At 53.4% G+C, this 21,677-nt stretch carries 18 protein-coding genes and 4 tRNA genes; 14 read left to right on the forward strand and 8 right to left on the reverse strand.

What is annotated here, in order from left to right; all coding sequences use genetic code 11:
- The first annotated feature begins 40 nt into the window (after positions 1-40).
- From efp to COO59_RS21465, 3 genes are all read left to right on the forward strand, one after another.
- Positions 41-607: an elongation factor P gene (gene efp, locus COO59_RS07205; protein WP_103059136.1), complete on the forward strand. Its 567-nt coding sequence runs from the start codon at positions 41-43 to the stop codon at positions 605-607.
- A gap of 133 nt (positions 608-740) precedes the next feature.
- Positions 741-875, forward strand: a complete 135-nt coding sequence (locus COO59_RS07210; protein ID WP_038623848.1) for an entericidin A/B family lipoprotein — start codon at positions 741-743, stop codon at positions 873-875.
- Between the two features lie 327 nt (positions 876-1,202).
- On the forward strand, positions 1,203-2,654 hold the full coding sequence (locus COO59_RS21465; protein WP_103059137.1) for a flagellin N-terminal helical domain-containing protein: 1,452 nt from the start codon (positions 1,203-1,205) through the stop codon (positions 2,652-2,654).
- Position 2,655: 1 nt separating this feature from the next.
- Here the strand turns inward: COO59_RS21465 and frdD are convergent, their stop codons facing one another.
- From frdD to frdA, 4 genes are read right to left on the reverse strand one after another with little or no spacing between them, the layout of a single operon-like run.
- The gene (gene frdD, locus COO59_RS07220) at positions 2,656-3,009 is read right to left on the reverse strand and encodes a fumarate reductase subunit FrdD (RefSeq protein WP_103059138.1); all 354 of its coding nucleotides are present in this window, start codon (positions 3,007-3,009) and stop codon (positions 2,656-2,658) included.
- A gap of 9 nt (positions 3,010-3,018) precedes the next feature.
- Entirely contained in the window at positions 3,019-3,414 is a 396-nt protein-coding gene (gene frdC / locus COO59_RS07225; protein WP_103059139.1) for a fumarate reductase subunit FrdC, read from the reverse strand.
- A gap of 10 nt (positions 3,415-3,424) precedes the next feature.
- Positions 3,425-4,159: a succinate dehydrogenase/fumarate reductase iron-sulfur subunit gene (locus COO59_RS07230; RefSeq protein WP_103059140.1), complete on the reverse strand. Its 735-nt coding sequence runs from the start codon at positions 4,157-4,159 to the stop codon at positions 3,425-3,427.
- A complete protein-coding gene (gene frdA, locus COO59_RS07235) occupies positions 4,152-5,948 on the reverse strand; it encodes a fumarate reductase (quinol) flavoprotein subunit (protein ID WP_103059141.1) in 1,797 nt (598 codons plus the stop codon). The genes COO59_RS07230 and frdA overlap by 8 nt, the downstream gene beginning before the upstream one ends.
- A 209-nt stretch (positions 5,949-6,157) precedes the next feature.
- Between frdA and epmA the strand changes: the two genes are divergently transcribed.
- Positions 6,158-7,135, forward strand: a complete 978-nt coding sequence (gene epmA / locus COO59_RS07240) for an elongation factor P--(R)-beta-lysine ligase (protein ID WP_103059142.1) — start codon at positions 6,158-6,160, stop codon at positions 7,133-7,135.
- Between the two features lie 49 nt (positions 7,136-7,184).
- Here epmA and mscM read toward each other — a convergent pair whose 3' ends face one another.
- The 3 genes from mscM to rsgA all read right to left on the reverse strand — a co-directional run bounded on the left by mscM (position 7,185) and on the right by rsgA (position 12,580).
- Positions 7,185-10,511 carry a miniconductance mechanosensitive channel MscM gene (mscM, locus tag COO59_RS07245; protein ID WP_103059143.1) on the reverse strand — a complete coding sequence of 1,109 codons (3,327 nt, stop codon included), beginning with the start codon at positions 10,509-10,511 and terminating at the stop codon, positions 7,185-7,187.
- Between the two features lie 9 nt (positions 10,512-10,520).
- Positions 10,521-11,420: an archaetidylserine decarboxylase gene (asd, locus tag COO59_RS07250; protein ID WP_103059144.1), complete on the reverse strand. Its 900-nt coding sequence runs from the start codon at positions 11,418-11,420 to the stop codon at positions 10,521-10,523.
- Positions 11,421-11,524: 104 nt separating this feature from the next.
- A complete protein-coding gene (gene rsgA, locus COO59_RS07255) occupies positions 11,525-12,580 on the reverse strand; it encodes a small ribosomal subunit biogenesis GTPase RsgA (protein ID WP_103059145.1) in 1,056 nt (351 codons plus the stop codon).
- Positions 12,581-12,733: 153 nt separating this feature from the next.
- Here rsgA and orn point away from each other — a divergent pair, with 153 nt between their 5' ends.
- The 5 genes from orn (at position 12,734) to COO59_RS07280 (ending at position 14,175) form a co-directional block, all read left to right on the forward strand.
- Entirely contained in the window at positions 12,734-13,279 is a 546-nt protein-coding gene (orn, locus tag COO59_RS07260) for an oligoribonuclease (RefSeq protein WP_103059146.1), read from the forward strand.
- Positions 13,280-13,429: 150 nt separating this feature from the next.
- A tRNA-Gly gene (locus COO59_RS07265) sits at positions 13,430-13,505 on the forward strand.
- Between the two features lie 150 nt (positions 13,506-13,655).
- Positions 13,656-13,731 (forward strand) — tRNA-Gly (locus COO59_RS07270).
- A gap of 151 nt (positions 13,732-13,882) precedes the next feature.
- A tRNA-Gly gene (locus COO59_RS07275) sits at positions 13,883-13,958 on the forward strand.
- Positions 13,959-14,099: 141 nt separating this feature from the next.
- Positions 14,100-14,175: transfer RNA gene (locus COO59_RS07280), tRNA-Gly, on the forward strand.
- A gap of 269 nt (positions 14,176-14,444) precedes the next feature.
- On the opposite strand, the gene COO59_RS07285 is transcribed toward COO59_RS07280, so the two are convergent.
- Positions 14,445-14,882 carry a winged helix-turn-helix domain-containing protein gene (locus tag COO59_RS07285; protein WP_103059147.1) on the reverse strand — a complete coding sequence of 146 codons (438 nt, stop codon included), beginning with the start codon at positions 14,880-14,882 and terminating at the stop codon, positions 14,445-14,447.
- 858 nt (positions 14,883-15,740) lie between these two features.
- Here COO59_RS07285 and COO59_RS07290 point away from each other — a divergent pair.
- The 5 genes from COO59_RS07290 (at position 15,741) to gspE (ending at position 21,677) form a co-directional block, all read left to right on the forward strand.
- Complete coding sequence (locus COO59_RS07290; RefSeq protein WP_103059148.1) at positions 15,741-16,763, forward strand: glycosyl hydrolase family 18 protein; 1,023 nt, start codon at positions 15,741-15,743, stop codon at positions 16,761-16,763.
- Positions 16,764-16,882: 119 nt separating this feature from the next.
- Positions 16,883-17,539: a hypothetical protein gene (locus tag COO59_RS07295; RefSeq protein ID WP_103059149.1), complete on the forward strand. Its 657-nt coding sequence runs from the start codon at positions 16,883-16,885 to the stop codon at positions 17,537-17,539.
- Positions 17,540-17,728: 189 nt separating this feature from the next.
- A complete protein-coding gene (locus COO59_RS07300; protein ID WP_133158593.1) occupies positions 17,729-18,181 on the forward strand; it encodes a type II secretion system protein N in 453 nt (150 codons plus the stop codon).
- An 81-nt stretch (positions 18,182-18,262) separates the two neighbouring features.
- A complete protein-coding gene (gene gspD / locus COO59_RS07305) occupies positions 18,263-20,221 on the forward strand; it encodes a type II secretion system secretin GspD (protein ID WP_103059151.1) in 1,959 nt (652 codons plus the stop codon).
- Complete coding sequence (gene gspE, locus COO59_RS07310; RefSeq protein ID WP_240614103.1) at positions 20,208-21,677, forward strand: type II secretion system ATPase GspE; 1,470 nt, start codon at positions 20,208-20,210, stop codon at positions 21,675-21,677. The genes gspD and gspE overlap by 14 nt, the downstream gene beginning before the upstream one ends.

Consider the following 21,677-nt stretch of genomic DNA (forward strand, 5'->3'; position numbering starts at 1 on the left):
TTTTTTGGCTAAGTACCAGTATTAATTGTAGAGGGCCTTTATGGCGACTTATTCTAGCAACGATTTTCGCAACGGTCTCAAAATCATGTTCGAAGGTGAACCTTACGCCATCGAATTCAGTGAGTTTGTTAAACCGGGCAAAGGTCAGGCGTTCGCACGCGTTAAGATGCGTCGTTTGCTGACCGGCAAGCTGATCGAAAAAACTTTTAAATCTACCGACTCCGCCGAAGGCGCAGACGTGGTAGATATGTCCCTGACTTACCTCTATAACGACGGTGAGTTCTGGCACTTTATGAACAACGAAACTTTCGAACAGCTGGCTGCTGACGCGAAAGCCGTAGGTGAAAATGCAAAATGGCTGCTGGAGCAGGCCGAGTGCATCGTGACCCTGTGGAACGGTAGCCCGATTACCGTTACGCCGCCGAATTTCGTTGAGCTGGAGATTGTTGATACTGATCCAGGCCTGAAAGGCGATACCGCAGGTACCGGCGGCAAACCGGCAACGCTGACTACCGGCGCGGTCGTAAAGGTTCCGCTATTTGTGCAGATCGGCGAAGTGATCAAAGTCGATACTCGCTCTGGCGAATACGTATCTCGCGTAAAATAAGCTTTTATAAAGCGCATTCCACGGATGCGCTTTTTTAATGCAGGCCATTTCCTTTAAGCTCGCCAGCAAGCTGTTAATTTCGGGCTATGCTTTAGTTGCTGTACTTTCAACTGTAACCAACAAGGAAATGGCTATGTCTAAGAAAAGTATTGTCGCTATCTTTTCCGCTTTGATTCTTTCTACCCTGCTGTCCGCTTGTAATACCACGCGTGGCGTAGGCGAGGATGTAGAAGCTGGCGGCCAGGCGATTCAGCGCGGCGCCCAGTAAGTTGAACGGTGCGGAACGCTGTTCCGTACCGACATTTTCAGCCCGCCACGGTTAATCCTTACGCTCCCCGGCGGCTTTAATTTCCCATTTACGATGCCGTAGCGCCGTCCGGTACTACCTCTATCAGCCGATCTACCGGGCAACCAGCCTCTCTTGCCTGCTCTGTTAGCCGTTGTTTAACCGATTCACCCCGCTGCGGCGTCCGCAGCGCCAGCAATAATTTTTCCGCCAGCCCTGGCGGTAAGCCAATGTAAACCTGCTAAAGCCGTTCGCTTCTTCGCCGATAACCTTTCTATTCGAATAACAGTCAGTGAAGAGTTTCTTATCATGGCGACCATTTACACTAATCTGTTATCAGCCAACGTCCTGGAAAATCAGGCAAAGGGTGCCTCACAGCTTAGCCAGACTATTGCGCGTCTTTCATCAGGGTTACGAATTAATGATGCGAAAGATGATGCAGCCGGTCAGGCTATTGCTAACCGTATGACGGCCAACCTCGGTGCCGATAGCGTTATTAGCCGCGGGCTGGACGATGGGATAAGCCTGTCAGAAACCGCTGACGGCGGGCTGGATTCTATTTCTCAGCTGCTGATCCGCGCTAAAGAGCTGGCGATCCGCTCGGTGAACGATGCGTTATCGGACAGCGATCGGCAAAGCCTGCAGGGTGAGTTCCAGCAAATTAGCAGCACTATCGATCAGATCGCCGGCAATACGGAAATATTCGGTAAATATCCGCTGGCTCCGGCGGTGGCGGAACTGCCGGTTATGCTGGGCGACGTTACGCCGGCCACCAGCAAGTTTCCGCTGCCGGGCACCAGCTATGGTTTTACTTCCGGCGTGGTCTCGCTGGCCTATATTCCGGCGGGCGCAACGAACGTCGTGATGGATATTAACTCCCTCTCCTATGACGATGACATCCAGATTTTTACCCGTGATGGCAAACATCTGGTTGGCACGCCGTTACAGGGCAGCGATCCCGATCCGACATGGGTCAGTAAAGGCATTACCAGCGCAGCGCAGGCCAACAGCAGCGTGATGACCGAAGCGAACGGCTTTTTGCCGGGCGCCAGCTATGATGATGCCATGCTGACGCAGGGTGGCAGCACCTACAGCCTGAACGGCAGCGCCACGCAAAGCTATAACGGCATGACCCTGACCTACAGCGGCGATGGCGATCGTTATGAAGATGCGACCACCGGTGGCTTTAATGACGGCAGCGTCTCCAGCGCCAATACCAATGAGCGCGTGCGCATTGATAACGTTACTGAAGATCTGGTGATAATGGTGGTGGGCAACGGTTCATTTAACGCGAAAATGAGCTGGGGAAATATGCCGACGCCAACCTATACGCCCACGCAGCCGGTAAAGGTCAGCACCCCCACGCAAATTGTGACCAGCGCCAATTTTGGCGACGATTTGCAAACCAAAACCATCGCTCCGACCCCTTCCGATAGCGCATCGTTGGGGCTGGCGTCTACCCGCCTTGATCCAAAAGATGAGGCGACGAAAGCGCTGGGCGCGCTGGATAAAGCGCTGCAAACCGTTAGTGGCTATCGGGGCGAGTATGGCAGTACGATAAATAGTCTGGAATCGACTAAGGCGTCGCTGACCGCCCAGACGCAGGCGACTACCGCCGCGCGCAGTCGGATTATGGATGCGGATTATGCGCTGGAAGCCAGTAATCTGACCAAAGCGCAAATTATCCAGCAGGCCAGCAATGCGGTGCTGGTACAGGCCAACCAACAGCCGCAGCTGATGTTATCTTTACTGAAGGGATGATTTACAGCGTTACTACGCCGATAGCGGCAATCACCGTAAGGATCGCCGCCAGCCCGTAGAACCACCATTTGCTGGCGGGAATGTTGAACTGAAGATCGTGCGCGCCATGATGCAGACGATGCAGCGCGCACCACAGCGGCAGCACGATAGCCAGGAAAATCAGCCCGCGCCCAGGGATACTGGCGGCAAATTCCAGAATACGCGCATAGCTTAGCGCCTCGTTCGGCCACCAGCCCAGCGGCAGCAGCAGGCCAGCCAGCAGGACCGCAACCGGCGAAACTACGGCTGCCCACATGCCACCCGCGCCAAATAGTCCCCAAAACAGCGGTTCATCCGATCGTTGTGGTTGTTGCATTTTTCCTCCTTATATTGCCAGGGCCAGCCACAGCGCTGCCAGCGTCACCAGCAGCGTGACGATCCACAGGGCAATAATCATCGGCTGCGGCTTCAGCTTTTCACCTTTGACTATCAGGATGGCCGCTTTGGGCGCCAGCTCAAACCAGGTTTTGCTGTGCAACAGCGCGGCGGCCAGCGTCACCAGATTTAACAGCAGCGTCGCCGGATGCTGGAGAAAATCCACAAAACGCGCCCAGGATTCAGGGCCGCCCTTCAGGGCGTAAAGGCCGAAAATCAGCTCCAGGCTAAACCACAGCGCGGGGATAGCGGTGCCTTCGCGCAGCATATAAAAGCGATAAAAAGCCAGCTGCCGCCACCAGCTGGCCGATACCGGCGCCAGATAAGGTTTGCGTTTACTTATCATCAAAAGCTCCTTAATGCGGTTTTAGTTGGGCAATCAGGTAATCTTTTGCGCTTTCAACCTTGCCCTGCTGGATAGCCGCCGCCGGATCGACACGCTTCGGGCAAACCTCAGAGCAAAAGCCGACAAAGGTGCAGGGCCAGACGCCGTTAGCGCCGTTTAACAGCGGCATACGTTCGGCTTTACCGCGATCGCGGCTGTCCAGATTGTAACGATGCGCCAGGGCGATAACCGCCGGGCCGATAAACTGCGGATTAAGAGCAAACTGTGGGCAGGCTGCATAGCACAGGCCGCAATTGATACAGCCGGAAAACTGATGATAGCGCGCCATCTGCGCCGGGGTTTGTCGGTTTGCTCCCTGCGCCGGAACGCGTGGATTGCCAATAATGTACGGCTTAACCGCCTCAAGGCTTTCGATAAAGTGGCTCATATCCACCACCAAATCGCGCTCAACCGGGAAGTTAGCCAGCGGCGCGATGCGCAGGCCGTCAGGGTAATCGCGCAGAAAGGTTTTACAGGCGAGTTTGGGGATACCGTTGACCATCATGCCGCAGGAGCCGCAAATCGCCATGCGACATGACCAGCGCCAGGCCAGCTCCGGCGCCAGGTTATCTTTGATATAGCCCAGCGCATCCAGCAGCGAAGTTTGCTCATCCCACGGCACCGAAAAATGCTCATCGTGCGGTGCGGCGTCCTGTTCCGGGTTATAGCGCTGGACGATGATATTCAGGGTTGGCTGCTTATTCATTAGTCGCCTCCTGCGCCTGCGCCTGCGCGGCGTCCGCCTGTGCGCCATACAGCCGCCGGGCGGGCGGCAGCCGGGTAATCGTGACCGGGAAGGTCTCAATGCGCGGCGCGCCGTCGGCGTTGAAAAAGGTCAGCGTATGATGCAGAAAGTTTTTATCGTCGCGCTGTTGGCAACCTTCATCCAGCCGCTGATGCGCGCCGCGCGACTCTTTACGATGCATAGCCGCATGCGCCATACACTCAGCCACATTCAGGCTATGTTCCAGTTCAAGGCTGTAAAGCAGTTCAGTATTGTAAACGCTGCTGCTATCGTTGATATGCAGGCGCTGGTAACGTTCTTTCAGATCCGCCAGCGTATCGATAGTTTGCTGCATCAGCGCCGGGGTACGATAGATACCGCAGCCCTGTTCCATGCTGCGGCCCATCTCGTCACGCAGCGCTGACCAGCGTTCCGTGCCCGGCTGGTTAACGCGCGCCAGCAGGCGCTGTTCCACATCTTTCGCCTGCGCGGCTAACGCCCGTTCGCTGCCGGGCTGATGCTCCAGTGCCCGTTCCGCCGCCTGCTCGCCGGCCAGCCGACCAAAGACCACCAGCTCCGCCAGCGAGTTGGAGCCGAGCCGGTTAGCGCCGTGCAGGCCGATAGCGGCGCATTCACCGGCGGCAAACAGCCCGTTGATGCGCGTTTCGCCGCGCGCGTCGGTTTCAATGCCGCCCATAGTGTAATGCGCCGTCGGGCGTACCGGAATCGGGGCGGTAACCGGATCGACGCCGACGTAGGCTTTGCTCAGCTCACAGATAAAAGGCAGCCGCTCATGCAGTTTTTTTGCGCCGAGATGACGCAGATCGAGATGGACCACTTCGCCACGCGGGCTGGAAAGGGTGCGGCCCGCCTGCCATTCATGCCAGAACGCCTGCGAAACTTTATCGCGCGGGCCCAGTTCCATATATTTGTTTTTGGGCGCGCCGGGCGGCGTTTCCGGCCCCAGGCCATAATCCTGCAAATAGCGATAGCCATCCTTATTCACCAGAATCCCGCCTTCACCGCGACAGCCTTCCGTCATTAAAATGCCGGAGCCGGGCAGGCCGGTTGGATGGTACTGCACAAACTCCATGTCGCGCAGGGGAACGCCGTGACGCAGCGCCATGCCCATACCGTCGCCGGTAACGATGCTGCCGTTGGTGTTATAGCGGTAAACGCGCCCGGCTCCGCCCGTTGCCAGTATCACGGCGTTGGCGCGCAGCGTCACCAGCGTGCCTTCCATCATATTCAGCGCCACCAGCCCGCCGACGCGTCCCTCGTCCACCAGCAGATCCAGGACAAAATGCTCATCAAAGCGGCGGATCTGCGGGTATTTAAGCGAGGTTTGAAACAGCGTATGCAGCATATGAAAGCCGGTTTTATCGGCGGCAAACCAGGTACGCTCAATTTTCATGCCGCCGAAGCGGCGTACGTTAACCGTCCCGTCGTCTTTGCGGCTCCACGGGCAGCCCCACTGCTCCAGCTGGATCATTTCCTGCGGGCAGTGTTGCACAAAGTAATCCACCACATCCTGTTCGCACAGCCAGTCGCCGCCGGCGACCGTATCGTGGAAATGGGCATCGAAACTGTCATGCTGTTGCGTAACGGCGGCGGCTCCCCCTTCGGCAGCCACGGTATGGCTACGCATGGGATAGACTTTTGACACAAGGGCGATGGATAACTGCGGTTGCGCAACGGCAGCGGCAATCGCCGCTCGCAAACCCGCGCCGCCCGCACCGACAATCACTAAATCGGCCTGAATGCTCTGCACGGTGACCTCCCGTCGAATGTGAGTAACCCTTTTGGGTTAGGCAGTATATGTCACCTCGGTTGGCGCAAAATTGACGTACTCAGGTATTCCGGTGGGAAAGCGAGTCTGGTCAGGCGGAATAAAATTTGTTGGCTTTACCAGCGGATATTTGTCTGATAACCACGATACGAGTAGACTGCATCCCCTTGTTTGACTGAGGAGTAAACGCCATGAGCGAGACGGCAAGCTGGCAGCCGAGCGCACCCATCTCTAACCTGTTGAAACGCGCGAAAATACTGGCGGAAATTCGTCGTTTCTTTGCCGATCGCGGCGTACTGGAGGTGGAAACCCCGGCGATGAGTCAGGCAACGGTCACCGATATTCATCTGGTCACCTTCCAGACCCGCTTTGTCGGGCCCGGCGCTTCGCAGGGGTTAGATCTCTGGTTAATGACCAGCCCGGAATATCATATGAAGCGTCTGCTGGCAGCGGGCAGCGGGCCGATTTACCAGATGGGTCGCAGCTTCCGTAATGAAGAGGCGGGCCGCCACCATAATCCGGAATTCACTATGCTGGAGTGGTATCGCCCGCATTATGATATGTATCGCCTGATGAATGAGGTGGACGATCTGCTGCAACAGGTGCTGGAGTGCCAGCCGGCGGAATCGCTCTCTTATCAGCAGGCGTTTATTCGTCATCTTGAGATCGATCCGCTGTCTGCCGATAAGGCGCAGCTGCGTGAAGTCGCCGAGAAGCTGGGCGTGGGCGATTTGGCGAATGCCGAAGAGGATCGCGATACGCTGCTGCAGCTGCTGTTTATGCTGGGCGTGGAAACGAAGATTGGCCAGGATAAGCCCGCCTTTATCTACCATTTCCCGGCGACGCAGGCCGCACTGGCGGAAATCAGCACCGAGGACCATCGCGTAGCGGAGCGGTTTGAAGTCTATTTCAAAGGGATCGAGCTGGCGAACGGTTTCCGTGAGCTGACCGATGCGCGCGAGCAGCGCCAGCGCTTTGAACAGGATAACCGCCGTCGCGCCGCGCGCGGCCTGGTGCAGCAGCCGATTGACAATAATCTGCTGGCCGCGCTGGAACACGGTATGCCCGCCTGCTCCGGCGTTGCGCTTGGCGTTGACCGCCTGGTTATGCTGGCGCTGAAGGCGGACTCGCTGAGCGAAGTTATCGCTTTCCCGGTTGATCGCTGTTAAACGCCGCCGGCAGGCACACGATTAACGGCCTGCCGGAAAGCCATCAACGCTACAGCCCGCCTGATTTAAAGGTATGCGACGCGGGCGCGCCGTTACTGGCCGGCTTCCGCTTCGCCGCCGTCTCCATACGTACCTGGAACGGCGGGAACGGCATCTCAATATTATATTCGCGGAAGCCCTGCAGGATCAGCTGGTGCAGCTCATGACGCAGCGGCATACGATGCCCCATCTCCGCCGCATGGATGCGTAGCTCAAACAGTTGGATCCCCTGCTGTAAATCCACCAGGAAAACTTCCGGCGCGGGCGTATCCAGCACATAGTGACAGCGTTCACAGGCGCGTTGCAAAATTGCCGTAACCTGCTCGCTGTCTACGCCAGCCGGAGCCGGCACGGTAAGCACTACGCGCGTTACCGAATCGGAAAGCGACCAGTTAACGAACTGCTCGGTAATAAACGCCTTATTTGGCACGATAATTTCTTTGCGATCCCAGTCGGTAATGGTGGTCGCGCGCGTATTAATGCGCGTAATGCTGCCGGTCAGATCGCGGATGGTGACCGTATCGCCAATGCGGATCGGCTTTTCAAACAGGATAATCAGGCCGGAGATAAAATTGGCAAATATCTCCTGCAGGCCGAATCCCAGCCCCACGCCCAGCGCCGCTACCAGCCACTGCAGTTTAGACCACTCGATGCCGATCATTGAGAAGCCCATCAGGCCGCCAATCAGCAACAGCAGGTACTTGGTTAGCGTAGTGATGGCGTAGCCGGTGCCAGGCGTCAGGTTGAGATGCTGCAACAGCGCCAGCTCCAGCAGGGCGGGCATATTACGTACCAGCTGCGTGGTAATAATAAAAATCAGGATCGCAATCAGCACTGAGCCAAGCGTAATCGGATGCAGGCTTTCCACGCCCTGAACCGTACTGCTGACGTCCCATAGCCGAATATTTTCCAGGAAAGCGAAGGCCGAATGGATTTCAGACCACAGCACAATCACGGAAAGCAGGGCGATCAGCGTCAGAATCGAACGCACCAGACGCAGCGACTGGGCGCTAATGGCGTCCAGATCGATAACCGGTTCGTCAATTTCTATGGCGTCAGCCGTTTGTGCGCTGGTTTCCTCTTCTCCGCGCGCGCGGTGCGCCAGCATTTCAGCACGACGCTGGCGCGCACGATCAAAGGCGATGCGGCGGCGCTGAATCAGCATCCAGCGACGAATAATATGGTAAATCACCAGCAGCAGGAACCAGATGGCAACCGAGGTCTCCAGCCGCGCCAGCAGCGCCTGGGCCGTGGCCAGATAGCCGATGCAGGAGGCCAGCGCCGCCGCCAGCGGAATACAGATCAGGATATTCCAGAAGATCCGGTTAATAACGTTGTCACCGCTGCCTTCCCTATCCAGATAGAGCGGAATACCGGCGCGTTTCAGGCTGACGGTGACCAGGCTCAGCGCGCCGCAGATAAGAATAAAACAGAGACGTCCCAGCGTGGCGGAAAACTGGCGATCCTCCAGGTTAGCGAAGGTAATCAGCAGCATGATCAGCGGGACAATCAGGCCGATAGAGAGCGAGTAGTAGCGCATCGCACGCGCTACCCGCAGCTGAGGCCAGCGGAAATGGATAACAAACAGCCCGTTAGATCGCGCAAAGGCGGCGCTGATCATAAAGACCCACAGCAGCGGCAGCGTGGCGGTGACGCCATCGCCAATGGCGACCGCGACCGGATAAGGCCAGGCATGTTGCAGGCCAAAGCCGAACGCGGCCCACAGCACCGGTAAGGGTAGGGCAACCAGAATAGACCAGAAAACGGTGCGCAGCGTCAGGGTGAAGTGATCCTGCGTCACCTTGCCTACGCGGCTGGCGGCGCGAGCCAGAAAAGCGTTGTAATGGCGACGCGAGCTAATACTGAAGCCAACCAGCAGCAGCGCGCCCAGAATCGGCAGCACGGTTTCACGGCTGGTGACCATCATCATCAATGCGCCGCCCAGCTGGCCCAGCGTATCCAGCGATAGCAGCTGCGTCAGGTCACGCGCTACTTCCAGCGGATAGCTCAGGCTCAGCGGATTCACGTCGGCGGTCCAGAACAGGTAGCGATGGGTGGCTTCTTTAATTTCACCCAGCGCATCTTCCAGCTGGCTGTTCGCGACCTTCAGCTTCGTTACTTCCAGAATCAAGGTATCGCAGCCGGAGATCAGCGAGCTGAGCAGTTCACGCTGGGTTTTTATCTGGGCGTCCAGAATGCGGTTTTGCTCACTGGTCAGCGGTTCGCCGTTTTCCTGCTTCAGCTGGCGCAGCTGCTGTTGCTGGTTCAGTAGATCTTCATAATGCAGGCGCTGCACGCGCAGCTGTCCCATTTCACCGTCCAGCTGCTGCGAGCCAGGCATTTCCGGCAGGCGCGCTACCTGCGCGCGCAGCGCCTCGCCGAGCAAATTAGACGCGCCAAGCCACTGTGACTGCTCGCGGATGGTGCTGAGCGCCTGACGTACCTGAATGGTTTGATTGGTGGCCTGACGCTGTTGGGAAGCAATCAGATCGAGGCGCTGCGCCTGTTGATTCAGCGCGGTGGAAAGTTCGCGGTTAACGTGAAACTGTTCGGTGATCGACGCGGGCAAATCGCCGCTGTTTTCCGCCAGCCGTTCCGTACGCGCCAGCGCCAGCTCCGCTTCGTGCTGGCGCAGGCTGTTTAACTGATTGCGCAGCGCCTGTAGGTAATCGTCCAGCTGCTCCGCTTTTTTCTGATGCACTTCGGCGCGCATCCGCGCCAGTTCCTGGCGATTATTCGCCGACAGCTGCGCCAGCTCCAGCGCATCAACGTGAGCTTTTAACGCCGCCGACTCTGCCTGCCGTGCATAATTTTGCGCCAGGGCAAGGGCGCCTGACGCGGCGGACGGCGCCTGTAAACCGCGCTCGCTTTCGCTTAGCGCACGTCGCGCTTCGGTTTGCTGTTGCGGTAGCTGGCCCAGTGAATCGCTGATCTCTCTGGCGCGATCCTGCTCCTGCTGCGCCTGGCGTCCCTCTTCCAGCAGCTGGCTGCTGATTTGCAGGATCTCCTGATCCAGCTCAGCGCTGCTTATGCCGCTGCGTAGCGAGCGCGCACTATCATTCAAACCGGCAATCTGCTGGCGCAGTTCACGCGCCAGCTTAGGAAAATCATCAATTACCTGCTGATATTGCTTCGCCCGCTCCAGCGACTCGTCGCGCGCGTTCAGAAAGCTTAACGCCGATTCCAGCGTTTGCAGCAGTTCAGCCTGAGCGGGAGTGGGCCTGGCGGATTTCGCCTGCTCCAGCTCCTGGCGCACCTGCGCCGCGTCAGGCACGCTGGCGGCGAAGGCGGACAGGCTAAAAAGAGAGACGAAAATAAAACAGAGGATCAGGCGCACGCTAAAGTCTTATGAATGATGTAAAACGGTTTCCGCATCGGTACGCTGCAGCGCCATAGCCATCGGCTGGCCAAGACGCGTTTTGGTTTCGGCCTCCAGGCTTTCCGCCAGCTTAATACGATCCGGTGCGAACAGATTAATAACGGTAGAGCCGAGCTTAAAGCGACCCATTTCCTGACCTTTCAGCAGCACAACCGCGCCTTCCGCATCGGCGCCTGGCCAGCTCCAGCGTTTAATTACCCCTTCACGCGGCGGCGTAATGGTGCCCGCCCATACGGTTTCAATACTGCCGACAATGGTGGCGCCGACCAGAATCTGTACCATCGGGCCAAATTCGGTATCGAAATAGCAGATAACGCGTTCGTTACGGGCAAACAGGTTAGGAATATTGCGGGCGGTTAGCGGATTCACTGAATAGAGATCGCCCGGCACGTAAATCATTTCGCGCAGGATACCGTTGCAGGGCATATGCACGCGGTGATAATCACGCGGCGCAAGATAGATGGTGGCAAATTCACCATCGCGGAACTGAGCCGCCATCTGACGATCGCCCGCCAGCAGCGCTTCCAGTGAATAATCGTGGCCCTTTGCCTGAAAAATAGTTTCGCCTTCAATATGGCCCAGCTGGCTAATTGCGCCATCGGCCGGCAAAACCAGCAGGTTTGCATCGGCATCAATCGGACGCGCTTCGTCGCGCAGCGGGCGGACAAAAAAGTCATTAAAGGTGCGATAGCTGGCGGTGTCCGGCTTTTGCGCTTCGGACATATCGACCCGGTAGAACCAGACAAAAATATCAATCACTGCTTTGGTCAGCCAACCGGCACGCTTGCTGGCCGCCCAGCCAGCCAGCTCGGTGAGCCACTTTTTAGGGAGCAGATGATTCAGGCCGAGTTTAATTGAATCCAACACGTTAGCCTCCTGGCTTAATCACACGACGTTGAAGAAAAAGGGGGCGAATTGTAGCAGCGACAGCCCGTTTAGGCTAACGCGTCGATGATGCCATAACTGCAGCATTAGTCTTCGCTGCTACCGAAGTTTTTACGCGTTTTTACCTGCGCCATGCTCTCCAGAATACGGTGATAATTTTCGAAGCGGGACTCATCAATGATCCCGTTTTCTACGGCTTCACGGATTGCACAGCCCGGATCGTTATCATGCTTGCAGTCACGGAATTTGCAGCCGCCTAAAAACTCACGGAATTCGACAAAACCCTGGGTGATTTGTTCCGGCTCCAGATGCCACAGACCAAATTCGCGCACGCCAGGTGAATCGATCACGTCGCCACCGTGGGGGAAATGATACAGGCGAGCGGCGGTGGTGGTGTGCTGGCCTAAGCCGGAGGCGTCAGAGACATCGTTGGTCAGGATCGTTTGGTCGATTAACTCCAGACCCAGCAGCGCGTTAAGCAGGCTTGATTTCCCCACGCCCGACTGACCGGCGAAGATACTGATGCGTCCGGTTAGCGCGGCTTCAAGATCGGCAAGGCCCGCTTTTTCGTAGCTGGAAACCATCAGCACGCGATAACCGATATGCCGATAAATATCCATCTGCTTATCCACAAAGGCGCGGCCTTCATCATCCAGCAGATCGGTTTTATTCAGTACCAGCAACGGCTCGATGCCGAGCGTTTCACTGGCGACCAGGTAACGATCGATAATATTCAGCGACAGCTCCGGCACGATGGCGGAAACAATAATGATCTGGTCAATATTCGCCGCAATAGGTTTGATGCCGTCATAAAAGTCAGGACGCGTAAGCACCGTACGGCGCTCGTGTACCGCTTCTACAATGCCTTTTACCGTTGCGCCGCCTTCGACGCCCGGACGCCAGAGAACGCGATCGCCGGTAACCAGAGAGCGAATGGTGCGGCGGATATTGCAGCGGTGAACCTCTCCCGCGCTATCTTCAACGTCCGCATGCATGCCGAAGCGGCTAATGACGATGCCATCCTGCGCTTCACCAAACAGGCTGTCATCTGGTTCAGGCTTATCCGCACGCTGTTTTAATCGACGTTCGTGGTTAGCGTTGACGCGACGCTGCTGGCCTTTAGACAGTTTATTTTTACTCACTCTTCCTCACAGGGATTCCGACGGTTTCGCCTTGTCAGGCAAAACGTCTATGATACACCCTGGGCTGAATTACGGCGAGCGACGCGGAGTGGCTTTGCGCGGTCGGTTCCCGTTCAGCCAGATAAACCAGACTGCCAACTGCGGGATAAAACCATGAGCGGAAATGAAAACAACCTTATCTGGATCGACCTGGAAATGACCGGGCTGGATCCGGAACGCGATCGTATTATTGAAATTGCGACGCTGGTAACCGATGCCAACTTAAATATCCTGGCGGAAGGGCCGGTGCTGGCGGTGCATCAGAGCGCTGAACAGCTGGCGCTGATGGATGACTGGAACGTGCGCACCCATACGCAGAGCGGGCTGGTGGAGCGCGTCAAGGCGAGTCAGTACGGCGATCGCGAGGCGGAACTGGCCACGCTGGCGTTTCTGCGCCAGTGGGTGCCCGCTAACGCTTCGCCGATTTGCGGCAACAGCATTGGGCAGGATCGCCGCTTCCTGTTCAAATATATGCCGGAGTTGGAAGCGTATTTCCACTATCGTTATCTGGATGTCAGCACGCTGAAAGAGCTGGCGCGGCGCTGGAAGCCTGAGATTCTGGCCGGCGTTAAAAAAGCGGAAACGCATCAGGCGCTGGATGACATCCGTGAGTCGGTCGCGGAACTGGCTTACTATCGCAGCCATTTTTTACAGCTGTAGCAGCACGGGCGGCTAAAAAAACGACATTCTGCCGCTAAAATCAGCAAATGCATCGAAAGCGCAAATTTTTGCCCTCCAGGGCTTGCAGGGCAAAAGTTTTCTCGTATAATGCGCTCCCCGTACCGATGAAGTTTTTAATCGGCTACGATTGCGGGAATAGCTCAGTTGGTAGAGCACGACCTTGCCAAGGTCGGGGTCGCGAGTTCGAGTCTCGTTTCCCGCTCCAAAATTTGAAAAGCGTTGAAAAACAGAACGTCCTAATCAAGGATTTCAAGTTGCAACCAGGCGGCAACCGAACGAATCCTCAGAAGCTTACTAAAGTAAGTGACTAAGGTGAGTGAAGGCAGCCAGCGGCAGCTTGCAAGACGAAGATTATGCGGGAATAGCTCAGTTGGTAGAGCACGACCTTGCCAAGGTCGGGGTCGCGAGTTCGAGTCTCGTTTCCCGCTCCAAATTTTGAAAACTGTTGAAAAACAGAGAAGTCCTGACCAGGGATTTCGAGTTGCAACCAGGCGGCAACCGAACGAATCTTCAGACGTTTACTAAAGTAAGTGACTAAGATAAGTGAAAGCAGCCAGCGGCAGCTTGCCAGACAAAGATTATGCGGGAATAGCTCAGTTGGTAGAGCACGACCTTGCCAAGGTCGGGGTCGCGAGTTCGAGTCTCGTTTCCCGCTCCAAATTTTGAAAAACAGAGAAGTCCTGACCAGGGATTTCGAGTTGCAACCAGGCGGCAACAGAACGAATCTTCAGCAGCTTACTAAAGTAAGTGACTAAGGTGAGTGAAAGCAGCCAGCGGCAGCTTGCCAGACAAAGATTATGCGGGAATAGCTCAGTTGGTAGAGCACGACCTTGCCAAGGTCGGGGTCGCGAGTTCGAGTCTCGTTTCCCGCTCCAGTTTCATCACGCGTTGCCCTTATTTCCCCCTCCGCTGTTCAATCGCTTATCATCCCTGTTTGATTGTCGTTATGTTTCTGTCAGGCATTGTCCTGAGCGCTTTATTCATCCGCTTTGACTAATCCAACCTTATGGATCTTCTGTCCGCTGTCCGTTCAACGCGGAATGGCATTATCCTGACGGCGATGCATAATAAAATACCGTTTGCGCAATGTTGCCATCGGCAAACGGTACGGTAGCTTTCAGCGCGTTAAAAAAATAGCGTTGCCCTACCGGGAAAAAATCTTGCGGGTAAACTCTTTCCAAAACGGCTGCGTAGCTTTCTTAGTTTGCGCCGATAATTCAGGCGGCTCTTTTTCATTCACTTCCACAATAATCACGCTTTTATTTATTATCCAGCCGCTACGGGGTTGGGTGGAGATAATATTTTCAAGGCCGACCAGTTGAAAATTTTTACGTATCTCCGAGATGGTCTGGTAAAGCGTATTCGGCGTCGCATCTTTACCATGATATTCCCAGCCAGCCTGATACAGTTGCTGATGCGAAACGGTCTGTCCCGCATTTTCTATTAGCGTTAATAAACAGCGTGAAGCCGTATTATAAAGGATAAACTTTTTTTCTTTATTGAGTGTGGCGATGGTCCTTTGCTCAGGTAGAAAGATAGCTGTTCCGTTTATAATAAATGTCTTACTTGAATTTATTCCCATGATTTAAGTATTCCTTCCAAATAATTTATAATAATGTTCTTGTTTGTGCTGTGTTTATAATAATCCGACAGGCTGGATTTATGTTGTTAACCATTAAGTTATGCTTAATATTATTGGCAAAGATTTATCAGCGCCCTATACTTAAGTATTGTTCTGATAAGCAAAGTCAGCATACGCTATTTATATTGGCATCTTTTTTTAAAGTAACTATAGGGATTTGTCTTTTTTTAAAACTCTTTTATTACTCTGTATTAATTTTCCAGGGCTATTTTCTATGGCAGGATAAGGGCAGGCAGCTTCATTGCTCTGACTTAACCTTCTGGCGCAGTTTGTCGAGCGGCTTTTATGTCTGTCGTTTCGGTTGCGCGTATCGCAGGTTATCGCCAGTAGCGAACCAACAGAAAGGGGCGGGCGGTGCGATAGCGTGGAAATATCGTTGTTAAATGAGCCTGTTACTCTTAACTAAGCTTTCATTATCCATAAAGCTACGCGGCAAGATATTTGCACCGGTATAACCTTATCTTGTTACAGTATTACCGTCCCTCTACAGGCTTAAGATGTCGGAACTGGCGCCTGTGCAAATAAAGCATCTTATTTTATCTTTATTTAAGTTTGTTTGAGTGGAGAGGCGTAGACGGATACGTTATTTTAGTGAGTGACAATCCCCGTCAGGGTCATACCTGGGCAGGCTACGACCAGACCAGGATAATCGATCATAAATAGCGCTTTACAGAACTAATAACTGGGGATGTTATTTCTTTATGTATGCTTATGATGTTTTATTTTTTCCTTAATATGAAGTAGACGCGCGTAGGTCGCATTAAACATTACAGGGATTAATAAATTCAAGGGAAGGAAATGAATAAAAAATTAATGGCGCTGCTGGTTGGTGGGCTTTTTGCCGCGCAGGTGGGTTTGACACATGCAGCAGAAAATCGTGTCGTAAGTTATTTAACCATGTGGACAAGCTATAGCGAAACGGAACTGACAGAGAAGATACCAGCGTCCAAAGCCGATACTTTCCTGCTCTCCTTCGGTGAGTGGGCAGCTGATGGTAAGCTCAGTTTCTCTGAGAATGCCTTAACGATACCGGCATGGGATGCTTACTATCTACCGACGCCTTATGTCAGCTGGACGACGTTTAAATACGATCATCCCGATAGAAAAATAATGGTCGCATTCGGCGGGCAAACTTATGAAGGCATCTGGAGCCATCTTGATAGCCCAGAACAGCGCGAAAAGATTGCTCAGAGCCTGGCTTCCCTACTGAAAAAACCTTTCCCTGTCTATAAAAAGAATATGACACTGGATGAGGTCGTTGGGGAATGTCGTCAGGTGGAGTGGGATCAAACCTGTAATTTAGGTTATTACCAGTACGCGGGCGATATCTACCTGGACGGTATTGACTTTGACTTTGAAAAAGCCGAGCGTTTAACCGCAGAAGAAAACCAGAACCTGCTGGCGCTGACTACCCGTCTGCGTGAATTAGTCGGCGATAAGAAACTGCTTAGCCTGACGACTTACCATGTTGGTGCCGATCCAGAAAACTGTGCCGATCCGTCAGTAATGGAATACTGTTCTTTCATCGAGCCAGAGCGTTCTATACACCACGGTGAAGTCACTCAGCTGCTGAAAGAGAGTAAAGGCCTGTTCGATTTTTTCAACGTAATGACCTATGACGCGGGTAAAAATTTCCGCTATCAGGTAGCGCTGGAAAACTATGCTAACGCCATCGGTGATAAAAGCAAAATACTGGCAGGAGCCACGATCAACCAACAGTGGGGGCCAGAAGCCAGGTTTGTTGATACCGAGGAAAATAATCTGCGCGCGCAGCCTGGCAGGCAAAAAACGGCTATGGCGGTATCTTTGTCTGGACGTTAGGCCACTCAACGGAGAATCTGCCGTTAACCGCTCAGGTTGAATATGTCGGGCGTATTGCCGATGCGGCAGCCTCGGCGTTATCCAGTGACGTTAAGCCAGACGATAAGGCAGAGGAGAATATGGTCGAAGCAATCGACCTGGCTATTCCTGATACGTCTAAAGGCCCGATCCTCTCCTGGGTTGATTACCAGAAGGGAGGCGAAACCCGTCTGTATACCACCGTTAATGACATGAAAAGTCATTATGTCATCAAGCTGAATGGTCAATATGTTTACTCCGTTGATAACGGTAAAGCTTACTACTCTTACAAGATTGAAAATGGTAATAGCGTAAATACCATCATTCATCAGTTTACCCCCGCTGAGTTTAAAGCTGGCGATCTCTTAACCCTGCACAAGGGAAGCCACGGTAACGCTCTGCAAACACTCATCATTAGCGATAAGGTGCGCTATAACGAAGATGATGCTGTTGTGATGGTAAGCACCTTCGCCGATAGCGGAAAGGTTGCTGTTACATTGAAGGAAGAATTTTATCGCAAAGCTAACCGTTATATAGTTCGCCTCAACGGGGAAAATATAATAGAGAGCTTTAAAGGCAAAGCTTATCATTCTGCCGTTGATAAGGCGTCTAATCCTGGTGAGATCGCTATTTCTGCCAAAGTAAAATTTAAGCCTGGCGATAAAATAGAAGTTTTGCGCGCTAGCGGAAAACCGGGCGTACCGAATTATTCATCCAGCGTTATTCATACTTCCTACGTTCCAGATGGGGTTAAGTAAGGTTAATTTATGATACCAGCCCTGTTGGTGAATGCTGGCAGGGCTTTGTTTCCTGCGTAAACGATGAAAAGATGGGTTGAATGAGTGGGTAAAAGATTAATTCAGAAATTATATTATCTGCGCGGCTCAGCGCCTGATGGGCTGTTTCCCTGTTTAACGAGCGCATTATGTGTTAGCGCTATAATATTAATGATGCTTAACAGCTATAACGATTACCGCTATCAGCTGCGTAAAACTATCAATGATGAAGCGCTGGCCGAGCAAAAGCTAAGCGTACCGACGCGGGTAGATAACGATCTGCTTCTCTTACAGAAAAGCGTTTCCGGTATGTTTAAACCTCAGCATCGTCCATCGACATTAACTGAAGAGCAAAAAAAGAGTCAGCGCTATGCATTGTCGGCTAATAATTTAACCGACGACTTCTATCTGTCTTGCCCGCCAGCAAAGGTTGCCGCGCGCGTGATTGGCCTGGTGAGCGGGGATAATAAAAGTAAAGACATAGCCGTTATCAACTACCAGGGGAAAGAAGAGAGCTATAGCGTTTCTGACTCATTAGATGGAATAATTAACATAGTACGAATTTTCCCTGATCGGGTAATAGTTAATGTCCGCGGCTATTGTGCCGCTTTATTGATGGATTAATTAGCCTTGCGCAGCGGCCGTGTAACGTGTCAATGTAAAAGTATCATCCCGGATATTATTGCGTCGGGAACATAAGTTAAAATGCAGGGATTGCAATTGAAAATTTATAAATATCTAAAAATAATCGCTTACTTATGGTTGCCGATGGCGGGATGCCAGACGGTTTACGCAGAATCCTATAGCGTTAATTTTCAAAGCGTCGATATTAAAGAGTTTATTAATACCGTCAGTAAGGTGCTGAATAAAACGATTATTATTCAGCCAAATGTTAAAGGCACCGTGACGGTACGCAGTTACGAATCCCTTGATCCTGAACAATATTACCAGTTTTTTCTTAATGTACTGGATGTGCATGGCTACAGCGTTATTGATGAGGGTAACGACGTTATTAAGGTTGTGCCTGCGCAGCTGGCAAAAGGAAGCGCTTTTTTTGTAGATGAAAATAGCAGTACGGGTGATGCCTTAGTCACCCGCGTGGTTCAGGTGAAACATATGGCGGTGCGCGATATAGTACCGGCATTAAACAAAATCAATTTAAACAATGAAATATTAATCAGCAGTTTTGAGCAATCCAATACGCTGTTATTAACCGGAAAAATGACGGTAACCCGTCGGCTGATCGAAATTTTAGAGCAGGTCGATCGCGAAGAAGATAATGGTATCTCGCTGTTTTCCCTGAACCATGCCTCCGCCACTGACGTCGGCCAGCTGGCGCAAAAAATGATTAGCGATGGCCCCGGCGCTGAAGGATCGGTGGCGCATAAGCCCCGTATCATTATTGATGAACGCACTAACAGCCTGTTAGTCGCAGGGAGTAAAACCTCTCGCGATTACATTTCTAATATCATTCATCAGCTGGACCGATACCATGACCAGCAGGGCAATACTCAGGTTATTTATCTCAAGTACGCGCAGGCTAAGCCGCTGGCTGAAATTCTTTCCGGCGTCAGTGCCAGCCTTGAGGGTGGCGTTAACACCGTGAAATCCGCCGAGCCGGCCCTAATGAAAAACACCACCATTAAGGCTGATGAGCAAACCAACTCGTTGATTATTACCACCAGTCCGGCGCTGATGGCGGAACTTAAAAAGGTGATCGAGCGTCTTGATATTCGCCGGGCGCAGGTGTTGGTTGAGGCGATTATCGTTGAGCTACAGGATGCGGAAGGCCTGAATCTTGGCGTGCAATGGTTTAATAAACATGGGGGCGGCACTAACTTTCCAGATAATAACGGCTCGGCAATCAACCTGGCGAAAAACAATTCGTTGGCGGAAGTGATTAAGGGAATGAGCGGGCTGGCGCTTGGATTTCACAATAATAACTGGGCGGGATTGCTGAATGCGCTTAAGACTAACAGTAACAACGACATATTAGCGACGCCGAGCATTGTCACGCTGGATAATATGGAAGCTGAATTTAACGTTGGGCAGGAAGTGCCGGTACTAACCGGATCGCAAACCACCAATAGCGACAATATTTTCAATACGGTTGAACGAAAAAATGTCGGTATCAAGCTTAAGGTCAAGCCGCAAATTAACCAGGGCGATTCGGTGGTGCTGAAAATAGAGCAGGAAGTCTCCAGCGTCGCAGATGCCTCTAACAGTGCGACGGAAGGGCTGGGCGCCACCTTTAATACGCGAACGATTAACAATACGGTATTAGTCGGCAGCGGTGAAACGGTAGTGGTTGGCGGACTTCTGGATACTACCCAATCCGATGTGCAGTCGAAAGTGCCGCTGCTCGGCGATATTCCGCTTGTTGGCGAATTATTCCGCAGCACGACGACGAAAAAAGTGAAGCGCAATCTGCTGCTGTTTATTCGGCCTACGATTATTCGTAGCGGTGAAAATTACGGGCAGCAAACGTTGCATAAGTTCGCGCAGTTTGAGGCGCTTCAGCCTGAACGCAAACAGCCACTGGCATTGCCGACGGAGCTAACTGAATTAGCGCCTGCGAACGATAAATCCCTCACGTTTAAGCAGGTAGCAGGGCAAATTGCGCAGTTCAACCAGTATGGAAAGCATACTGATGAACAGAAATGAAACCCTGGTGCCCTTTGGCTGGGCCAGACAACACGGCGCGCTGGTGAGCTGGCAGGATAGCGAGGCGGTAATTATTTATCGCGAAGGTAGCGCTATTAGCACGCTAATCGAAGTCCAGCGCTGTTTCCCTGCTGCGCAGCGCCTGTTGCCGGTATCAGCCGAGATATTTGAAACGCGCCTGGCCGAATGCTATCAACAGACCGGGCAGGCGAGTCAGGTAATGGCCAGCATGGGCAACGAGCTGGATTTTTATACGCTGGCGGAGGAACTGCCGGTAAACGGCGACCTGCTGGAAAGCGAGGACGACGCGCCGATTATCCGTTTGATCAATGCCATGCTGAGTGAGGCGGTGAAAGAGGGCGCGTCGGATGTGCATATCGAGCCGTTTGAAAAACGCCTGCTTATTCGCTTTCGTATCGATGGCGTCTTGCACAATGTGCTGGAGCCTCAGCGTCAGCTTGCGGCTTTGCTGGTGTCGCGTATTAAGGTGATGGCAAAGCTGGATATTGCCGAGAAGCGTATTCCTCAGGATGGACGTATTCCGTTACGCATCGGCGGCCGCGCGATAGATGTGCGTATTTCCACCTTGCCCACCCAATACGGCGAGCGGGTCGTGATGCGTTTACTGGATAAGCAGAGCGTTAAGCTTGATTTACGCTATTGCGGTATGTCATCCGCCTGTCTGGCAGGCGTCAATAGTCTGGTCACCCTGCCGCACGGTCTGGTGCTGGTAACCGGGCCGACAGGATCGGGGAAAAGCACCACGCTCTATGCCGCGTTAAACGCTATCGACCGCACCGATCGCAATATCATGACCGTTGAAGATCCGGTGGAATACGAACTGGATGGCATCGCGCAAACCCAGGTAAACAGCAAAGTGGATATGTCATTTGCTCGTGGCCTGCGGGCGCTGTTACGTCAGGATCCGGATGTCGTCCTGGTCGGCGAAATCCGTGATAGCGAAACGGCACAGGTAGCGATTCAGGCTTCCATGACCGGGCATTTGGTGCTCTCCACGCTGCATACCAACACCGCCGTCGGCGCGCTTACGCGCCTGCAGGATATGGGCATTGAGCCTTTTTTATTAGCCAGTTCGCTGCTGGGCGTTTTGGCGCAGCGTCTGGTACGCACGCTGTGCCCGGAATGCCGCCAGTCGGCTCCCGCGACGCAACAGGAACGCGCGCTTTTGCAGCAGCAGGATCCTCAGCTCATGCTGTATCGGGCGGTGGGATGTCCACACTGCAAACAGACCGGCTATCGGGGGCGTACCGGCATTCATGAGCTGATTATTATCGACGCCACCCTGCGCGATTTATTGATACAGGGGAAAAGCGAGCAGGAGATGGAAACGTACCTGCATCGCACCGGCAGCAGCCTGCGTCAGGATGGCTTCGAAAAGGTCCTATCCGGCATTACCACGCTGGAAGAGATCTCCCGCGTAACCAGGGAGAGGTAA

The sequence above is a fragment of the Mixta theicola genome (assembly GCF_002895925.1).
GTDB classification, from domain to species: domain Bacteria; phylum Pseudomonadota; class Gammaproteobacteria; order Enterobacterales; family Enterobacteriaceae; genus Mixta; species Mixta theicola.

Coding starts and splice junctions, on each gene's coding strand:
- orn (WP_103059146.1), top strand. CDS start 12,734: ATGAGCGGAAATGAAAACAACCTTATCTGGATCGACCTGGAAATGACC.
- COO59_RS07230 (WP_103059140.1), bottom strand. CDS start 4,159: ATGAATAAGCAGCCAACCCTGAATATCATCGTCCAGCGCTATAACCCG.
- COO59_RS07290 (WP_103059148.1), top strand. CDS start 15,741: ATGAATAAAAAATTAATGGCGCTGCTGGTTGGTGGGCTTTTTGCCGCG.
- gspE (WP_240614103.1), top strand. CDS start 20,208: ATGAACAGAAATGAAACCCTGGTGCCCTTTGGCTGGGCCAGACAACAC.
- frdD (WP_103059138.1), bottom strand. CDS start 3,009: ATGCAACAACCACAACGATCGGATGAACCGCTGTTTTGGGGACTATTT.
- COO59_RS21465 (WP_103059137.1), top strand. CDS start 1,203: ATGGCGACCATTTACACTAATCTGTTATCAGCCAACGTCCTGGAAAAT.
- COO59_RS07285 (WP_103059147.1), bottom strand. CDS start 14,882: ATGGGAATAAATTCAAGTAAGACATTTATTATAAACGGAACAGCTATC.
- efp (WP_103059136.1), top strand. CDS start 41: ATGGCGACTTATTCTAGCAACGATTTTCGCAACGGTCTCAAAATCATG.
- COO59_RS07300 (WP_133158593.1), top strand. CDS start 17,729: ATGATGCTTAACAGCTATAACGATTACCGCTATCAGCTGCGTAAAACT.
- frdC (WP_103059139.1), bottom strand. CDS start 3,414: ATGATAAGTAAACGCAAACCTTATCTGGCGCCGGTATCGGCCAGCTGG.
- epmA (WP_103059142.1), top strand. CDS start 6,158: ATGAGCGAGACGGCAAGCTGGCAGCCGAGCGCACCCATCTCTAACCTG.
- COO59_RS07295 (WP_103059149.1), top strand. CDS start 16,883: ATGGTCGAAGCAATCGACCTGGCTATTCCTGATACGTCTAAAGGCCCG.
- COO59_RS07210 (WP_038623848.1), top strand. CDS start 741: ATGTCTAAGAAAAGTATTGTCGCTATCTTTTCCGCTTTGATTCTTTCT.
- gspD (WP_103059151.1), top strand. CDS start 18,263: ATGCAGGGATTGCAATTGAAAATTTATAAATATCTAAAAATAATCGCT.